The 14,650-nt window shown below is 70.2% G+C and carries 16 protein-coding genes and 3 tRNA genes; 7 read left to right on the forward strand and 12 right to left on the reverse strand.

The genetic code is table 11. The features are described from left to right. Nucleotides 1-11: 11 nt before the first annotated feature. Nucleotides 12-299, reverse strand: a complete 288-nt coding sequence (secE, locus tag M5362_RS22210; protein WP_137993978.1) for a preprotein translocase subunit SecE — start codon at nt 297-299, stop codon at nt 12-14. 103 nt (nt 300-402) lie between these two features. Further along, nucleotides 403-475, reverse strand: a tRNA-Trp gene (locus tag M5362_RS22215). 203 nt (nt 476-678) lie between these two features. On the opposite strand from M5362_RS22215, the gene M5362_RS22220 reads away from it, so the two are divergent. Both M5362_RS22220 and M5362_RS22225 read left to right on the forward strand, forming a co-directional pair. After that, nucleotides 679-1,905: a pyridoxal phosphate-dependent aminotransferase gene (locus M5362_RS22220; protein WP_260229440.1), complete on the forward strand. Its 1,227-nt coding sequence runs from the start codon at nt 679-681 to the stop codon at nt 1,903-1,905. Between the two features lie 121 nt (nt 1,906-2,026). After that, a complete protein-coding gene (locus tag M5362_RS22225; protein WP_260229442.1) occupies nt 2,027-3,070 on the forward strand; it encodes an adenosine deaminase in 1,044 nt (347 codons plus the stop codon). Here M5362_RS22225 and M5362_RS22230 read toward each other — a convergent pair. Beyond that, a complete protein-coding gene (locus M5362_RS22230; protein WP_260229445.1) occupies nt 3,015-3,734 on the reverse strand; it encodes a hypothetical protein in 720 nt (239 codons plus the stop codon). The two genes, M5362_RS22225 and M5362_RS22230, sit on opposite strands and share 56 nt — an antisense overlap. A gap of 72 nt (nt 3,735-3,806) precedes the next feature. Beyond that, nucleotides 3,807-4,412 carry a TetR/AcrR family transcriptional regulator gene (locus M5362_RS22235; protein ID WP_260229447.1) on the reverse strand — a complete coding sequence of 202 codons (606 nt, stop codon included), beginning with the start codon at nt 4,410-4,412 and terminating at the stop codon, nt 3,807-3,809. An 88-nt stretch (nt 4,413-4,500) separates the two neighbouring features. Between M5362_RS22235 and M5362_RS22240 the strand changes: the two genes are divergently transcribed. Beyond that, nucleotides 4,501-5,133: an NAD(P)-dependent oxidoreductase gene (locus M5362_RS22240; protein WP_260229448.1), complete on the forward strand. Its 633-nt coding sequence runs from the start codon at nt 4,501-4,503 to the stop codon at nt 5,131-5,133. Between the two features lie 97 nt (nt 5,134-5,230). Here M5362_RS22240 and M5362_RS22245 read toward each other — a convergent pair whose 3' ends face one another. The 8 genes from M5362_RS22245 to M5362_RS22280 form a co-directional block, all read right to left on the reverse strand. Continuing rightward, entirely contained in the window at nt 5,231-6,289 is a 1,059-nt protein-coding gene (locus tag M5362_RS22245; protein ID WP_260229449.1) for a UDP-N-acetylmuramate dehydrogenase, read from the reverse strand. Nucleotides 6,290-6,551: 262 nt separating this feature from the next. Beyond that, a complete protein-coding gene (locus M5362_RS22250) occupies nt 6,552-7,985 on the reverse strand; it encodes an MFS transporter (protein ID WP_260229450.1) in 1,434 nt (477 codons plus the stop codon). Nucleotides 7,986-8,075: 90 nt separating this feature from the next. Beyond that, nucleotides 8,076-8,645 (reverse strand): TetR/AcrR family transcriptional regulator, encoded by a 570-nt coding sequence (locus M5362_RS22255; RefSeq protein ID WP_260229451.1) that lies wholly within the window; start codon nt 8,643-8,645, stop codon nt 8,076-8,078. Nucleotides 8,646-8,765: 120 nt separating this feature from the next. Continuing rightward, nucleotides 8,766-9,194: a MaoC family dehydratase gene (locus M5362_RS22260; RefSeq protein ID WP_260229452.1), complete on the reverse strand. Its 429-nt coding sequence runs from the start codon at nt 9,192-9,194 to the stop codon at nt 8,766-8,768. A gap of 3 nt (nt 9,195-9,197) precedes the next feature. Beyond that, nucleotides 9,198-9,650: a MaoC family dehydratase N-terminal domain-containing protein gene (locus tag M5362_RS22265; protein ID WP_260229453.1), complete on the reverse strand. Its 453-nt coding sequence runs from the start codon at nt 9,648-9,650 to the stop codon at nt 9,198-9,200. Between the two features lie 82 nt (nt 9,651-9,732). Then, entirely contained in the window at nt 9,733-9,897 is a 165-nt protein-coding gene (rpmG, locus tag M5362_RS22270; RefSeq protein ID WP_003956487.1) for a 50S ribosomal protein L33, read from the reverse strand. An 85-nt stretch (nt 9,898-9,982) separates the two neighbouring features. Next, nucleotides 9,983-10,055 (reverse strand) — tRNA-Met (locus M5362_RS22275). A 44-nt stretch (nt 10,056-10,099) separates the two neighbouring features. Further along, nucleotides 10,100-10,172 (reverse strand) — tRNA-Thr (locus M5362_RS22280). Between the two features lie 310 nt (nt 10,173-10,482). On the opposite strand from M5362_RS22280, the gene M5362_RS22285 reads away from it, so the two are divergent. The 4 genes from M5362_RS22285 to M5362_RS22300 all read left to right on the forward strand — a co-directional run bounded on the left by M5362_RS22285 (nt 10,483) and on the right by M5362_RS22300 (nt 14,555). Next, nucleotides 10,483-11,760, forward strand: a complete 1,278-nt coding sequence (locus M5362_RS22285; RefSeq protein ID WP_260229454.1) for an amidohydrolase family protein — start codon at nt 10,483-10,485, stop codon at nt 11,758-11,760. A gap of 2 nt (nt 11,761-11,762) precedes the next feature. After that, on the forward strand, nt 11,763-12,419 hold the full coding sequence (locus M5362_RS22290) for an NAD(P)H-binding protein (RefSeq protein WP_260229455.1): 657 nt from the start codon (nt 11,763-11,765) through the stop codon (nt 12,417-12,419). 373 nt (nt 12,420-12,792) lie between these two features. Beyond that, nucleotides 12,793-13,434: a DUF4433 domain-containing protein gene (locus tag M5362_RS22295; RefSeq protein WP_260229456.1), complete on the forward strand. Its 642-nt coding sequence runs from the start codon at nt 12,793-12,795 to the stop codon at nt 13,432-13,434. 41 nt (nt 13,435-13,475) lie between these two features. After that, the gene (locus tag M5362_RS22300; RefSeq protein ID WP_260229457.1) at nt 13,476-14,555 is read left to right on the forward strand and encodes a macro domain-containing protein; all 1,080 of its coding nucleotides are present in this window, start codon (nt 13,476-13,478) and stop codon (nt 14,553-14,555) included. The last annotated feature ends 95 nt before the right edge of the window (nt 14,556-14,650 follow it).

Consider the following 14,650-nt stretch of genomic DNA (forward strand, 5'->3'; position numbering starts at 1 on the left):
GGAACAAGAAGTCAGCCGAAGACGTACTTGACTGCTTCCTGGAAGCCATAGTCAATCACGGTCACAAGGCCGATCATGATGACAACGAAGACAATCACTACCGTGGTGTACGTCGTCAGCTGGCTGCGAGTGGGCCAGACGACCTTGCGAAGCTCCGCGACGATCTGGCGATAGAAGAGCGCGAGACGGCCCAGGGGGCCCTTCTTTCCGCGCTTGCCGCCCTTGCGGGCCTTCTTCTTCGAGTCCGGCGCCTCGTCCTCGGCATCAGGCATGTCGATGGAGCCCACGGCGTCCGTCACGCTTCTCACCTGATCCCGGGTCATGGCAGTGCCGTGCCGGGTGGATCCGCACGGCGGTGCATTGAAGTACGTACATGCGCACACATCCTGGCGGTGTGTGTAGCAGGGCCGGAGGGACTTGAACCCCCAACCGCCGGTTTTGGAGACCGGTGCTCTACCAATTGAGCTACGACCCTTTGTGGCTTCCCCAACCTACCGCATCGTGAGACGTGGTCGGTGAGGGCCAACGAGCAGTGAGTGTACGTGTTCATGGGCGCCGCGTCGAACAGAAAGCACGTGGGAGCCCTCGCGAACCCTCGTACGACCAGGAATGACCGTTCCTGTCCGCTCCCTGAAACCTGTGTGCCGGGCGGGAAGGCGGTCTGGGAGCATGGGCCGTATGAGCGCTGCTACCCCTCCGACCGAGCGCCGGGTCTCCGCCCGCGTCGGTGCGATCTCCGAGTCCGCGACCCTCGCCGTCGACGCCAAGGCCAAGGCCCTCAAGGCCGCCGGGCGCCCGGTGATCGGGTTCGGCGCGGGTGAGCCCGACTTCCCGACCCCGGACTACATCGTCGACGCCGCCGTCGAGGCGTGCAAGAACCCGAAGTACCACCGCTACACACCGGCCGGCGGTCTGCCCGAGCTGAAGGCCGCGATCGCCGCCAAGACGCTGCGCGACTCCGGCTACGAGGTCGACGCCTCCCAGGTCCTGGTGACCAACGGCGGCAAGCAGGCGATCTACGAGGCGTTCGCCGCGATCCTCGACCCGGGCGACGAGGTCATCGTCCCGGCCCCGTACTGGACGACGTACCCCGAGTCGATCCGGCTCGCGGGCGGTGTCCCGGTCGAGGTCGTCGCCGACGAGACCACCGGCTACCGCGTCTCGGTGGAGCAGCTGGAGGCGGCGCGCACGGAGAAGACCAAGGTCGTCCTCTTCGTCTCCCCGTCCAACCCGACCGGCGCCGTCTACAGCGAGACCGAGACCGAGGCGATCGGCCGCTGGGCCGTCGAGCACGGTCTGTGGGTGCTGACGGACGAGATCTACGAGCACCTGGTCTACGGCGGCGCGTCCGCCGTCTCCCTGCCGTCGGTCATGCCCGAGCTGCGCGACAAGTGCATCGTCGTCAACGGTGTCGCGAAGACGTACGCGATGACCGGCTGGCGCGTGGGGTGGATCATCGGCCCGAAGGACGTCGTGAAGGCCGCGACGAACCTGCAGTCGCACGCCACGTCCAACGTGAGCAATGTGGCGCAGGTGGCCGCGCTCGCCGCCGTCTCCGGTGACCTGGACGCCGTCGCCGAGATGGGCCGCGCCTTCGACCGGCGCCGCCAGACCATCGTGCGGATGCTCAACGAGATCGAGGGCGTCCTCTGCCCGACGCCCGAGGGCGCGTTCTACGTGTACCCGTCGGTGAAGGCGCTGCTCGGCAAGGAGATCCGCGGCAGGCGCCCGCAGGACTCGGTCGAGCTGGCCGCGCTGATCCTGGACGAGGCCGAGGTCGCGGTCGTCCCGGGCGAGGCCTTCGGCACCCCCGGCTACCTGCGGCTCTCGTACGCGCTGGGCGACGAGGACCTGGTGGAGGGCGTGTCCCGGATCCAGAAGCTGCTCGCGGAGGCCCGCGACTAGTCGCGCCGTCCCGCTCGGGCCCCTGGTTCTCCGGAACCGGGGGCCCGTTTTTACGTTCGGGCAAGGTCCCGATCGGGGAAAGGGGCTGTGTTCCGCCATTCGGGTGCGGCAAGATCCTTCAATGGAGCACGTTTCCGAGCACGTTTTCCGCGACATCAACCTGCTGCCCAAGGCGCATCTGCACCTGCACTTCACCGGGTCGATGCGGCCCACGACGCTCATCGAGCTGGCGGACAAGTACGGCGTCCACCTCCCGGAGGCGTTGAGCAGCGGCACACCGCCGAAGCTGCGGGCCACCGACGAGCGCGGCTGGTTCCGCTTCCAGCGGCTGTACGACATCGCCCGGTCCTGTCTGCGGGAGCCCGAGGACATCCAGCGCCTGGTCCGCGAGGCGGCCCAGGAGGACGTGCGGGACGGTTCGGGTTGGCTGGAGATCCAGGTCGACCCGACCTCGTACGCCCCTCTGCTCGGCGGTCTGATCCCGGCGATGGAGATCATCCTCGACGCCGTCGACTCGGCCGCCCGTGAGACCGGCCTCGGGATGCGGGTCCTGGTGGCCGCCAACCGTATGAAGCACCCGCTGGAGGCCCGTACGCTCGCACGGCTCGCCGTCCGGTACGCGGACCGGGGGGTGGTCGGCTTCGGGCTCTCCAACGACGAGCGCCGGGGCATGGCCCGCGACTTCGACCGCGCCTTCTCCATCGCCCGCGAGGGCGGTCTGCTCGCGGCCCCGCACGGCGGCGAGCTGACGGGGCCCTCGTCCGTACGGGACTGCCTGGACGACCTCCGGGCGGCACGGATCGGCCACGGCGTCCGGGCCGCGGAAGACCCCCGGGTGCTGCGCAAGCTCGCCGAGCGGGGCGTGACCTGCGAGGTCTGTCCCGCCTCGAACGTGGCGCTGGGGGTCTACGAGAAGCACGAGGACGTCCCGCTGCGCACGCTCTTCGACGCCGGCGTGCCGATGGCGCTGGGTGCGGACGACCCGCTCCTCTTCGGCTCCCGGCTGGCCGCCCAGTACGAGATCGCCCGCCGCCATCACGCCTTCACGGACGCGGAACTGGCCGATCTGGCCCGCCAGTCGATCCGCGGCTCGGCGGCGCCGGAGGACGTCAGGCAGAAGCTGCTCTCGGGCGTCGACGACTGGCTGGGCGCCCCGGCGGCGTGAAGCGGTGCAGGGGCGGGCGGGCCTGGAAACCGATGTCGATCTCGGGCCGGTCCCACCGGTGGTCGGGCTCCAGATAAGGGGTGAACGAGGCGACGAGCGCGTCGTGCCCCTGCCGGGCGCGTTTCTCCAGGGGGCCGAAGCCGGCCGCCGTCTCCAGGGCGGTGGCCGCGGCGGCGAAGACGTCCCGGCCGCCGTGGAGGAAGAGCGTGTGGGCGTGCACGGCGGGCCGGAGCCATTCCGTCGCGCGCCAGTGGCGCCGTTCCCACTCCGCGTGCCAGCCGGCCGCGTGGGCGGCGGTGCGTTCCTCGTTCGTACCGACGGTCAGCGGCCGGCCGTCCCCGAGGCGGGCCCTCAGCCGCGGCCAGGCGGAAGGACGCAGGCCGGCCGAGGGGTGGACGAGGACGAGGTCGACCGGCACCCCGGGGGCGAAGGTGCGCGGGAGGCTCTCGCGCAGCGGCACGTGGACGATCGTGTGCCGGGAGAAGGCGGCGAAGGAGAACAGGGCGGCGAGCCGGGACAGCCCGTCGTGGTCTCCCAGGAGATACCCCCAGCGGTCGCCCAGCGGGTCGTTCAGCGTGGTGTGCCGCAGCGGGTGCCGGGGCTGCACGACGCGGTGCTCCAACAGGCCGGTACGGGGCCTGAATTCACGGACTCGTAGACGCATGGGCGACAGCGTGGCGCGGCCGGGCCCCGCCCGGCAACGTCATTCCGGTGCGGCGATCCCGGCGCGGCAACGTCATTCCGGTGCGGCGATCCCCGCCATCAGGGTGCGGGCGAGGGAGCTCGCGAAGGTGTCGAGGTCCTGCGGGGGCTCCTTGCCGAGCTTCGCGTCGTAGGCGAACGCCCGCTGGACGCAGGCGCCGAGCAGCAGCGAGGCCGCCGCGAAGGTGTCCGCGCCGGGACTGACGCGGCCCGCCCGCTGCTCGGTGCGCAGGTAGGCGTCGAGGCTCTCGATGGGGCGGTGGGGGCCGGTGTCCAGGCGGCGCAGGGCCGCGTCGTGCCGGGCCTTGAGCCGGGTCTCGGCGTAGAGCGAGGCGCCGATCGGGAAGCTCTGGGCGTAGAAGAGCGCTGCCTGACGGGCGATCTCGGTGAGGTTCTCCTCGACCCCGCGCTCCCCCGGGTCGGCGGCCAGCCGGTCGAGCAGGGGGGCGAGCCGGGGCAGCCGTTCGGAGAGGACGGCGACGAAGAGCTCCTCCTTTCCGGCGAAGTACTTGTACAGCGCCGCCTCCGAGCATCCCGCGCCCCGCGCGATCTCCTTGGTGGTCGTGCGGGCGAGGCCCACCGTGGTCCACAGCTCGTGTGCCGCGTCGAGGATCCGTTCCCGGGTGGGCTTCTTCTCCATGGCTGCTCCGACCGCGCTTGACGAGGGGGTGAGTACGCACTCACTCTAGGGGGTGAGTGAACACTTACCCACCCCAGGAGGGTGCGACATGAAGCTCACTGTCTTCGGCGCGACCGGCGGCATCGGCCGGGAGATCGTCCGCCAGGCACTGGCCGCGGGCCATGACGTGACGGCCGTCGTACGGGACCCCGCGCGGTTCGCCGTCACCGGCGAGCGGCTGGAGGTGTACCGCGCGGATCTCACGGACCCCGCCGCGCTGCGCGGAGCGGTCGCCGGCAAGGACGCCGTGCTCTCGGGCCTCGGCGCCCGCAGCCGCGCGGACGCCGGAGTCACCGCGAAGCTGACCCGCTCGGTCGTCGCCGCGATGGACGCCGAGAGCGTCCGGCGGCTGCTGGTGGTCAGCGCGAGCCCGCTGGGCCCGGTCCCGGACGGTGAGCCGCTGCTCGGCAAGGCGATCACCGCGATCGTGGGCTCCGTCCTGAAGGACGTCTACGCCGACCTGCGGGTGATGGAGGCCGAACTGGCGGCGAGCGCCACGGACTGGACGTCCGTACGCCCGCCCAAACTCACGAACGCCCCGGTCACCGGCCGCTACCGCACCGTCGTCGACGGCAATCCCCGCGGCGGCCGCTCCCTCGCCCGCGCCGATGTCGCGCACGCGATGCTGGCGATGATCGACGACCCGGCGACGGTCGGGCGGGGCGTGGGGGTGGCGTACTGACGCGGGACGGCGGTCGGGGGGCGTACGAGGCGGAGAGACGGCCGGGGCCTGTCGCCCACCCGACGACCTGGGGAACCCGGAGGGTTCCGCGGAACGCTCAGATGCTGACGCCGACCGTCACCGGCTCGTTGACGAGCGTGATCCCGAAGGCGTCCCGTACGCCCGCGACGACCTCACGGGCGAGCGCGAGGAGGTCCTCCGTGGTGGCCTCGCCGCGGTTGGTCAGCGCGAGGGTGTGCTTGGTGGAGATACGGGCGGGGCCGGAGCCGTAGCCCTTGGTGAAGCCGGCCTTGTCGATCAGCCAGGCCGCGGAGGTCTTGACCGCGCCGTCGTCCCCGGCGGGGAAGGCCGGCGGGGTCACGTCCGCGCCGAGCCGCTCGGCCGCGCGGGCGCGGAAGGCCGCGTACTCCTCGGCCGTCAGGATCGGGTTCGTGAAGAAGGAGCCCGCCGACCAGGTGTCGTGGTCGTCGGGGTCCAGGACCATGCCCTTGCCGGCCCGCAGCCTCAGCACGGTCTCCCGGGCCTGCGCGAGCGGGACGCGGTCACCGGCCTCGACGCCGAGCGCACGGGCGGTCTCGGCGTACTTGATCGGCGCGGAGAGGCCGTCCGCGTCCTCCAGTTCGAAGCGGACGCGCAGCACGACGTAGCGGTCCGGATCGGCCTTGAAGCGGCTGTGGCGGTACGAGAAGGAGCACTCGGCGTTGGCGAGGGTGACGGTCTCGTCGGCGCGCCGGTCGTAGGCGACGACCTCCGTGACGGTGGCGGAGACCTCCTGGCCGTACGCCCCGACGTTCTGGATCGGGGTGGCGCCCGCCGAGCCGGGGATCCCGGCCAGGCACTCGATCCCGGCGAGCCCGGCCTCGACGGTACGGGCCACGGCGTCCGTCCAGACCTCGCCGGCCGCGAGCTCCAGCGTGGTGCCGTCGAGCGTGAAGCCGGTGGTGGCGATGCGCAGGGCGGTCCCGTCGAAGCCCTTGTCACCGATGACCAGGTTGGAACCCCCGCCGATGACGAGCAGCGGGGTCCCCGCGGCGTCGGCCGCACGGACGGCGGCGATCACCTCGTCGTCGGTGACAGCCGTGACGAGCCGACCGGCGGGTCCGCCGAGCCGGAAGGTGGTCAGGGGGGCAAGGGGGGCGTCGTGGAGTTCCTGCACGCGCTCAAGAGTACGGGGCCGTGGCGGGGCCCAGGGAAGCGTGGGCGGCGGCCGGGGACACGCCCGCGGCTACGGGGCCGTGCGCAGAGCAGCCGGACGCCACCGGGTCTCCCCGGCGGCGTCCGGTCCTACGGTGCGTCGCGCACCGGTCCTGCGATGCGGGGCGCGCGGGGCCGATGCCCACAGGCCAGGCAGGGGCGCCGGGCAGGCAGGGGCGCCCGGCAGGAAGGGGCGCCAGGCAGGCGTGCCGTAGCGCCACCGTTCAGACCGTCGCGAGGGGACGCTCGGCCTCCTCCGTGGCGTCGGCCCGGCGCCCCGGCGACCGCCGGCCCGGGATGAAGAGGGAGGCCAGCGCCCCCAGGCCCACCATCCCCGCGCCGACCCACAGCGCGGGCACCAGGCCGTCCACGAACTGCTGCGCCGATCCGTAGCCGCCCTGCGCGGCGAAGATCGAGGCCATCACCGCGACGCCCAGCGCGCCGCCGACCTCGCGCAGGGCGTTGTTGGCGCCGGACGCGATGCCCTGTTCGGACGGGCGGACGCTCGACATCACGATGTTGGCCGCCGGCGCGAAGTACAGCGCCATGCCGACGCCGCTGACGATCAGCGCCGGGAGCTGGGCGGCGTACGAGACGTCGGGCGTGACGACGATCGCGAACCAGGCCAGGCCGATCGCCTGGAGCGCGAGGCCCGCGGCGACGACCGGGCGGCCCCCGATCCGGTCGGAGAGGAGGCCGGCGAGCGGCGCGACGAGCATCGGCATGCCGGTCCAGGGCAGCATCCGCAGGCCCGCCTCGGTCGGCGAGTAGCCGAGGACCCCCTGCATGTACTGGCTGAGCAGGAAGATCGAGCCGAACATGCCGAGGAACATGAGCAGGCTCGCCGCGTTGATCCCGGAGAAGGCGCGGTCGCGGAAGAGCCGCATGGGCAGCATCGGCGCCTTGCCGTTGATCCCGTGGTGGACGAAGCCGCCGATGAGCGCGGCGCCCGCGATCAGCCCGGTGAGCACGGTGGCCGAGGTCCAGCCGTCGATCGGGCCGCGGATCAGCCCGTACACGATGCCGAAGAGGCCGCCGCTGGCGAGGAGCGTGCCGGCGAGGTCGAGCCGGGCACCGGTGCCGTACGACTCGGCGAGGCGCAGCCGGGCGAGCGGCAGGAGGGCGAGGCCCAGCGGGACGTTCAGCCAGAAGATCCACTGCCAGGAGATGTGCTCGGTGAGGGTGCCGCCGATGAGGGGGCCCGCGGCGACCGCGAGGCCGTTGACGGCGCCCCATATCCCGAACGCCATCCCACGCCTGGCGGCCGGGACCGCTGCCGTCAGCAGGGTGAGGGTGAGCGGCATCATGATCGCCGCGCCGACGCCCTGGACGGCACGGGCGGCGATCAGCGCGTCGATGCCGGGGGCGAGCGCGGCCGCGGCGGAGGCGCCGGTGAAGACGGCGAGGCCGATGCCGAAGAGCCGGCGGCGGCCGAAGCGGTCGCCGAGGGCGGCGCCGAACATCAGCAGGACGGCGAAGGTGAGCGTGTACGCGCTCACGGTCCATTCGAGGTCGTGCAGCGCGCCCCCGAGGTCCTCGCGGATGGAGGGCAGGGCGGTGGTGACGACGAGGTTGTCGAGGGCCGCCATGAAGCCGGCGACGCTGGTGATGACGAGGGCCCAGGCGGCGGAACCGCGGCGGGCTGCTGGCTGGTTCATTGCTGCGTCCCTAGAGTCAGGAGAGTCAGGTTAGTTATTGCTGACTAACTTTCACGGGCAGGGGAATCCGGCGGCACGGCGCCGGTCGCGCTACTCCTCCAGGCGTCCGAGGCGGCGGGCCGAGGGGTAGAACCCCTCCCAGACCCGGTGCTCGGACGGAAAGCCCATGGCGACAAGGGTGTTGATGAGCATCCCGTACGCCAGGAAGGTCGTGGTCTCGTCGACGTCCGCGCCGAGCGCCAGGTGGACGGTCTCCCAGAGCCTCATCCAGCCCGCCCGAACGGTCTCGCCGAACTCGTGGTCGCCGGCCGCCTCGGCGGCGGCGACCGTGACGTACACCTGCATCTGCATCAGGAGACGGTCCGGGTCCTCCGCGATGATCCTGCTGTACGCGTCGGCCATGGCATGCAGGGCCTCTTCGCCCGACAGACCCTCCGCCGCCTCCTCGAAGACACGGACGGTGTCGCCGATGCAGCGCTCGGAGGCCGCGAGGAACATGGCCTTCTTGCCGGGGAAGAGCCGGAAGAGGTACGGCTGCGAGACGCCGACGCGCTTGGCGATCGCCTCGGTCGACGTGCCGTAGTACCCACCGCGGCTGAACTCGCTCACCGCGGCACGGATCACGCTCTCGCGTCGCTCCTCCGCACTCATCCTGACCATGAAGCTAAGTTAGTACTCAATCACTAACTTGGTCAAGGGCGGAAAAGGGCGGCCGCTTCCCGCGACCGCCCTTCCCGATGTCGGATGCCCCGAGGCGCTTCTCGAAGAGCCGTGCGGGCGCTACGCGAGCCTGACCACGGCCCGGGACATGCCCAGGACCTTCTGGCCCGCCGACATCGCGGTCAGGTCCACCCGGACCAGGCCGTCGTCCAGCTTCGCCGCGACCTTGGCGCCGACCTCGATCAGCGCGCCCTCGTCGTCGTTGGGCACGATCACCGGCTTGGTGAAGCGCACGCCGTACTCGACGACGGCCGCCGGGTCGCCGGCCCAGTCCGTCACGACGCGGATCGCCTCGGCCATGGTGAACATGCCGTGCGCGATGACATCCGGAAGGCCGACCTCGCGGGCGAACTTCTCGTTCCAGTGGATCGGGTTGAAGTCCCCGGATGCGCCGGCGTACTGCACCAGTGTGGCGCGCTTCACCGGGAAGGACTGCGCCGGCAGCTCGGTGCCGACCTCGACCTCGTCGTAAGCGATCTTCGCAGCCATGACTCAGGCCTCCTCGGGCGCGCGCGAGACGAGCTTGGTCCAGGCGGTCACGACGTGCTCGCCGGTCGCGTCGTGCACCTCACCGCGGATGTCCAGGATGTCGTTGCCCGCCAGCGACTTGATCGCCTCGATGGTCGAGGTGACCGAGAGCCGGTCCCCCGCCCGCACCGGCCGGGTGTACACGAACTTCTGGTCACCGTGGACGACACGGCTGTAGTCCAGGCCCAGCTGCGGGTCCTCGACGACCTGTCCGGCCGCCTTGAACGTGATCGCGAACACGAAGGTCGGCGGGGCGATCACATCGGGGTGACCGAGCGCCTTCACCGCTTCCTGATCGACATAGGCGGGATTCGCGTCACCGATCGCCTCGGCGAACTCGCGGATCTTCTCGCGGCCGACCTCGTAGGGCGCGGTGGGCGGATAGGTCCGGCCCACGAAGGACTGGTCGAGCGCCATGGACTCGATACCTCCTGGATTTGTTGCCGACAAACGACACGAGGCCGCCCCCTGGTGGGGACGGCCTCGTGTACGAGCCTGATTAGCGCGTCTCGCGGTGCGCAGTGTGCGAGTTGCAGCGAGGGCAGTGCTTCTTCATCTCAAGACGGTCCGGGTTGTTACGCCGGTTCTTCTTGGTGATGTAGTTCCGCTCCTTGCACTCCACGCAGGCCAGCGTGATCTTCGGGCGGACGTCGGTGGCAGCCACGTGAGTGCTCCTTGGACGGATGGACGGATGAACGCATAAAAGAGTAGCCGATCGAAGGACCGACCCCACAATCGGCTACCGTGTGTAGCGGTGACCGGACTTGAACCGGTGACACAGCGATTATGAGCCGCTTGCTCTACCGACTGAGCTACACCGCTTTGATGATCGGGTTCCCGCCCGGAGGCGGGTTCCTTCTCACCAGAGCCCCAATACGGAATCGAACCGTAGACCTTCTCCTTACCATGGAGACGCTCTACCGACTGAGCTATTGGGGCGAGCGATGAAGACATTACACGGTCCTGCACCGATCGCCCAAATCCGTTTCCCGGCCCTCGCGAGCGGGCATGCGCGCGTCCTTCGGACAGGCACGCGCGCGCTCCTCGGACGGGCTCGCGCGCGGCCCTCGGGCGGGCACACGCCGGTACGCGCGCGTACCCGCCACGCCCGTCCCGTACGCCACACGTGGCCTCATCAGTACGACTATTGCGCTCCTCCTCGAAGGGACGGCCGGACCGCCCCTAGGCTCTCCCCCACGCTGCGTGATCTTGATCTTGAGCTTGAACTTGAGGAGCCTTGAGGAGCCCGATGTCAGCCGACAGCAAGCAGCCCCAGCCGCCCGACGACCGGTCCGCTGACACCGCCGACTCCACCTCGCTCCTGCTGTCCAACGCCCGTCTCACCGACGGACGTACGGTCGACGTCCGGCTCTTCGGCGGCCGGATCGAGGCCGTCGGCACGGCGGGCAGCCTCACCGCCGTCGGCGCCCGCGTCGACCTCGCCGGCTATCTGCTGCTCCCCGCCCCCGCGGAGCCGCACGCGCACGCCGACACCGCCCTCAGCGCCGACATCCCCGGCCCCGTCTCGTACGCCCCCGACGAGGTGCAGCGGCGCGCCACCGAGGCCGCGCTGCTCCAGCGCGGCCACGGCGCCACCGCGCAGCGCGCGCACGTACGGATCGGCGACGTCCACGGTCTCGGCCCCCTCGAAGCGGTCCTCCAGGCCCGGCGCTCCCTGCGCGGCCTGGTGGATCTGACCACGGTCGCGGTGCCCCGGCTGCTGACCGGAGTGGCGGGCGCGGACGGGCTCGCGATGCTGCGGGACGCGGTGAAGATGGGCGCGAGCGTGGTGGGCGGCTGCCCGGACCTCGACCCCGACCCGACCGGGTACGTGGAGGCGGTCCTGGAGGTGGCGGCCGAGCAGGGCTGCCCGGTCGACCTGCACACCGACGCGGACGACCCGGCGCGGCTCGCCCGGTTCGCGGCGATGGCGGGCGGGCTGCGGCCGGGGGTGACGATCGGACCGTGCGCGGGGCTCTCCCGGCTTCCCCCGGACGCGGCGCGGCGGGCCGCGGACCAGCTGGCGGCGGCCGGCGTGACGGTGGTCTGCCTGCCGCAGGGCGGCTGCGAGGCGACGGAGCTGCGCGGCGCGGCGCCGGCACGGCTGCTGCGGGCGGCCGGCGTACGGCTCGCGGCGGGCGGCGGGGCGCTGCGGGACGTCTCCAACCCGGTGGGGCGCGGGGACCCGCTGGAGGCCGCGTACCTGCTGGCCTCGCTCGGCGGGCTGCCGGTCGAGGACGCGTACGCGGCGGTGAGCTCGGCGGCGCGTACGGCGCTGGGGCTGGGCGAGGTCCGGGTCGAGGCCGGGTTCCCCGCCGAACTGCTCGCCGTGCGCGGCGAACGGCTCTCGGGCGTGCTGTCCCTCGCGTACAGCCGGATCGTCGTGCACCGGGGGCGGGTGGTGGCCCGGACGAGCGCGGTCCGGGAGTACTGCGACTCGGCGGCGGCGCTCGACCTGCCGCGCCAGGCCCGACCGGAACGCCCCGAGCCGGGAAGCCCTCCGGCCGGTCCCGTCGTACGGTCGTGAGTATGCGCATTGTCATTGCTGGAGGACATGGTCAGATCGCCCTGCGCCTGGAGCGGCTGCTCTCGGCGGCGGGGCACGAGCCGGCCGGGCTCATCCGCAACCCGGAACAGGCCGACGACCTACGCGCCGCGGGCGCGGAACCGGTCGTGATGGACCTGGAGTCGGCCACGGTGGAGATGGTCGCGGCGGCCCTGCAGGGCGCCGACGCGGCGGTCTTCGCGGCGGGCGCGGGCCCGGGCAGCAGCGTGGGCCGCAAGGACACCGTGGACCGCGCCGCGGCGGTCCTGTTCGCCGACGCGGCCGAACGCGCGGGCGTACGCCGCTACATCGTGGTCTCCTCGATGGGCGCCGACTCCACGCACCAGGGCGACGAGGTCTTCGACGCCTACCTCCGCGCCAAGGGCGCGGCGGACGACTCGGTACGCGCCCGCGAGGGCCTGGACTGGACGGTCCTGCGCCCGGGCATGCTGACGAACGACGCGGGCAAGGGCCTGGTCAGCCTGGAGGCCTCGACGGGCCGCGGCCCGATCCCCCGGGACGACGTGGCGGCGGTCCTGGCCGAACTCCTGGAGACCCCGGGGACGGCGGGCCTGACCCTGGAACTGATCGCCGGCTCGACACCGGTGACGGTGGCGACGAAGGCCGTGGCGGGCGAGTAGGACCGCCCGAGAAACGAAGAAGGTCCCCGGTGCGAACACCGGGGACCTTCTCTATCGCGTGGCGGCGCCAGGATTCGAACCTGGGTAGGCTAAGCCGACGGATTTACAGTCTCCTGGCATTTGACGCCCAGTTGACCCCCTGACCTGCCCCTCCTTGCTGTGCAGGAGATCGCAACTTATGTGTCGGCCACGCCTCGTCCACGAGGGCGTTGGGGCGCACGGCGCACACCTAACTTCCCATCAGCCAGAACAGCTCCAAAACCTGCTCCGCCGCGTCGGGGCCTCTCACGGGTCGCGCAGGTGGCCCCTGGTGAACCTCGAAGCGATCCGAACACCCTAGCCATCACAGGCAGGCCCGTGATAGTCACAGCGGGTGACGCAAACAGGGCAGCGGAGTCTCTACCACTTCACCCACGTGCGCAACCTGCCAGACGTACTGAGTGCCGGGTGCCTGGTGGCTGATACCGCCATGCAGGCACGGGGCGGCGTGCCGGTGGAGTGCGGAGATCGAGACGTGAAGAGCGAACGGCGCTCTCGCCCCGTCAAAGCGGCCCCTTACGGGGTCCCTGCTGACTATGTGCCGTTCTACTTCGCCCCAAGGTCGCCGATGCTCTACAAGATCAGCCGCGGAGGGGTCCCTTCGTACCAAGAGGGGCAGCCCCCGCTTGTCTACCTGGTGACCACCATCGACGATGCAGTGTCGACTGGCCGCCCGTACGTCTTCAGCGACGGGAACTGCGCGAACGCCATCACCAGTCACTTCAACAACCTCGATCTACTACCCAAGGTCGTGGACTGGGACATCATATCCGCCCACTACTGGGCAAACACGGCGGACGATGGCGACCGAATGCGCCGACGAATGGCAGAGTTCCTAGTGCATGACCAGTTGGAAGTTACGGCCCTCACCCAGGTGGCCGTGTTCGACCGCGGTCACGCCGATCATGTCCGTGCACTACTGAGGGCAGCTGGCATGGATCTGCCTGTGACTGTCAGACGTGAGTGGTACTACTGACGCATGCGCCGGGTAACCTAAAAGACTACGAAGGGGTCGCAATGATCACCGAAGGCAGCGGTAACTTGCTACTGGCAGACGCCGATGCCCTTGTGAACACCGTCAACACGGTAGGCGTGATGGGCAAGGGTATCGCTCTGCAATTCAAGCGGGCATACCCCGAAAACTTCACCGACTACAAGGCGGCGTGCGACCGTGGCGAGGTCATCCCGGGACGCATGCATGTGCACTCCACGAATCAAATGACGCCACGCTTCATTATCAATTTCCCGACGAAGCGCCACTGGCGATCTCCTTCCCGCCTGGACGACGTTGCTTCCGGGCTAGTCGCACTCCGCGACGAGATCATTAAGCGGGACATCAAGTCCATCGCTATCCCTCCACTCGGATGCGGCAACGGAGGCCTTGACTGGCTCGACGTCGAACCGATGATCCGGCAAGTCTTGGGCACGATCCCGGGCGTGGAGATCCGCGTCTGGCAGCCAGCTGGTAGTCCGAAGCCAGAGGCCATGCCCAACGCAACACCTCCCCCGGCGATGACGCATGAGCGAGCTGCATTTCTGGCGGCCCTAAACCGCTACACCCGTAGCGCCGTTAGCAAAGGTCTCGCGTTCGAGCCGCGGGTCTCACTGGTGGAAGCTCACAAGGTGACCTACTTCCTGCAACGTCTCGGGCTCCCCATGGGATTGAGCTTCGAAAAGGGAGTCTACGGACCTTACGCACCCGCTCTGGATCGAGCCGTCTCCTCCATGGAGGGACACTTCCTGCTGGGCTTCGGCGACGGCACGAGTGGGTCTCAGGCAATTCTCGAGCTAAACAAAGATGCCGTATTCGAGGCTGAAAGCCTGCTCGCATCTTCCGAGAAGTTTCAATCGACTGTAGCTGACCTACTTCGAGTTGCCGATGGGTTTGAGGATGCGTTCGGCATGGAACTCCTCAGCACAGTGCTCTATGCAGCCGAGGAACTGGTTGATCCGCCAGCCGACCCCATGAAGGTAATCCAGTGCATCCGAGGATGGAATCACCGGAAGCACCGACTCTTCACTGACGCGCATGTGGAGACCGCCTGGCAACGCCTCGCCGAATCAGGCCTCGTGGGCGCTTCAGTTACCTCCCGCTAGCATGCACTGGGCGCAGCCTTGCCGTCCGGTGAAATCACGCTTCCAACGTGGTCCTTAGCGCAGCTAGGGTGCGGCCGCCGTCCGCGCCACCACAG

This window comes from Streptomyces sp. Je 1-79 (assembly GCF_025195125.1).
GTDB lineage: Bacteria > Actinomycetota > Actinomycetes > Streptomycetales > Streptomycetaceae > Streptomyces.

What these genes read in the sequence shown, in the direction of transcription:
- M5362_RS22220 (WP_260229440.1), top strand. Translation starts at nt 679, where the DNA reads ATGAGCGCTGCTACCCCTCCGACCGAGCGCCGGGTCTCCGCCCGCGTC.
- M5362_RS22225 (WP_260229442.1), top strand. Translation starts at nt 2,027, where the DNA reads ATGGAGCACGTTTCCGAGCACGTTTTCCGCGACATCAACCTGCTGCCC.
- M5362_RS22230 (WP_260229445.1), bottom strand. Translation starts at nt 3,734, where the DNA reads ATGCGTCTACGAGTCCGTGAATTCAGGCCCCGTACCGGCCTGTTGGAG.
- M5362_RS22235 (WP_260229447.1), bottom strand. Translation starts at nt 4,412, where the DNA reads ATGGAGAAGAAGCCCACCCGGGAACGGATCCTCGACGCGGCACACGAG.
- M5362_RS22240 (WP_260229448.1), top strand. Translation starts at nt 4,501, where the DNA reads ATGAAGCTCACTGTCTTCGGCGCGACCGGCGGCATCGGCCGGGAGATC.
- M5362_RS22250 (WP_260229450.1), bottom strand. Translation starts at nt 7,985, where the DNA reads ATGAACCAGCCAGCAGCCCGCCGCGGTTCCGCCGCCTGGGCCCTCGTC.
- M5362_RS22255 (WP_260229451.1), bottom strand. Translation starts at nt 8,645, where the DNA reads ATGGTCAGGATGAGTGCGGAGGAGCGACGCGAGAGCGTGATCCGTGCC.
- M5362_RS22260 (WP_260229452.1), bottom strand. Translation starts at nt 9,194, where the DNA reads ATGGCTGCGAAGATCGCTTACGACGAGGTCGAGGTCGGCACCGAGCTG.
- M5362_RS22265 (WP_260229453.1), bottom strand. Translation starts at nt 9,650, where the DNA reads ATGGCGCTCGACCAGTCCTTCGTGGGCCGGACCTATCCGCCCACCGCG.
- M5362_RS22285 (WP_260229454.1), top strand. Translation starts at nt 10,483, where the DNA reads ATGTCAGCCGACAGCAAGCAGCCCCAGCCGCCCGACGACCGGTCCGCT.
- M5362_RS22290 (WP_260229455.1), top strand. Translation starts at nt 11,763, where the DNA reads ATGCGCATTGTCATTGCTGGAGGACATGGTCAGATCGCCCTGCGCCTG.
- M5362_RS22300 (WP_260229457.1), top strand. Translation starts at nt 13,476, where the DNA reads ATGATCACCGAAGGCAGCGGTAACTTGCTACTGGCAGACGCCGATGCC.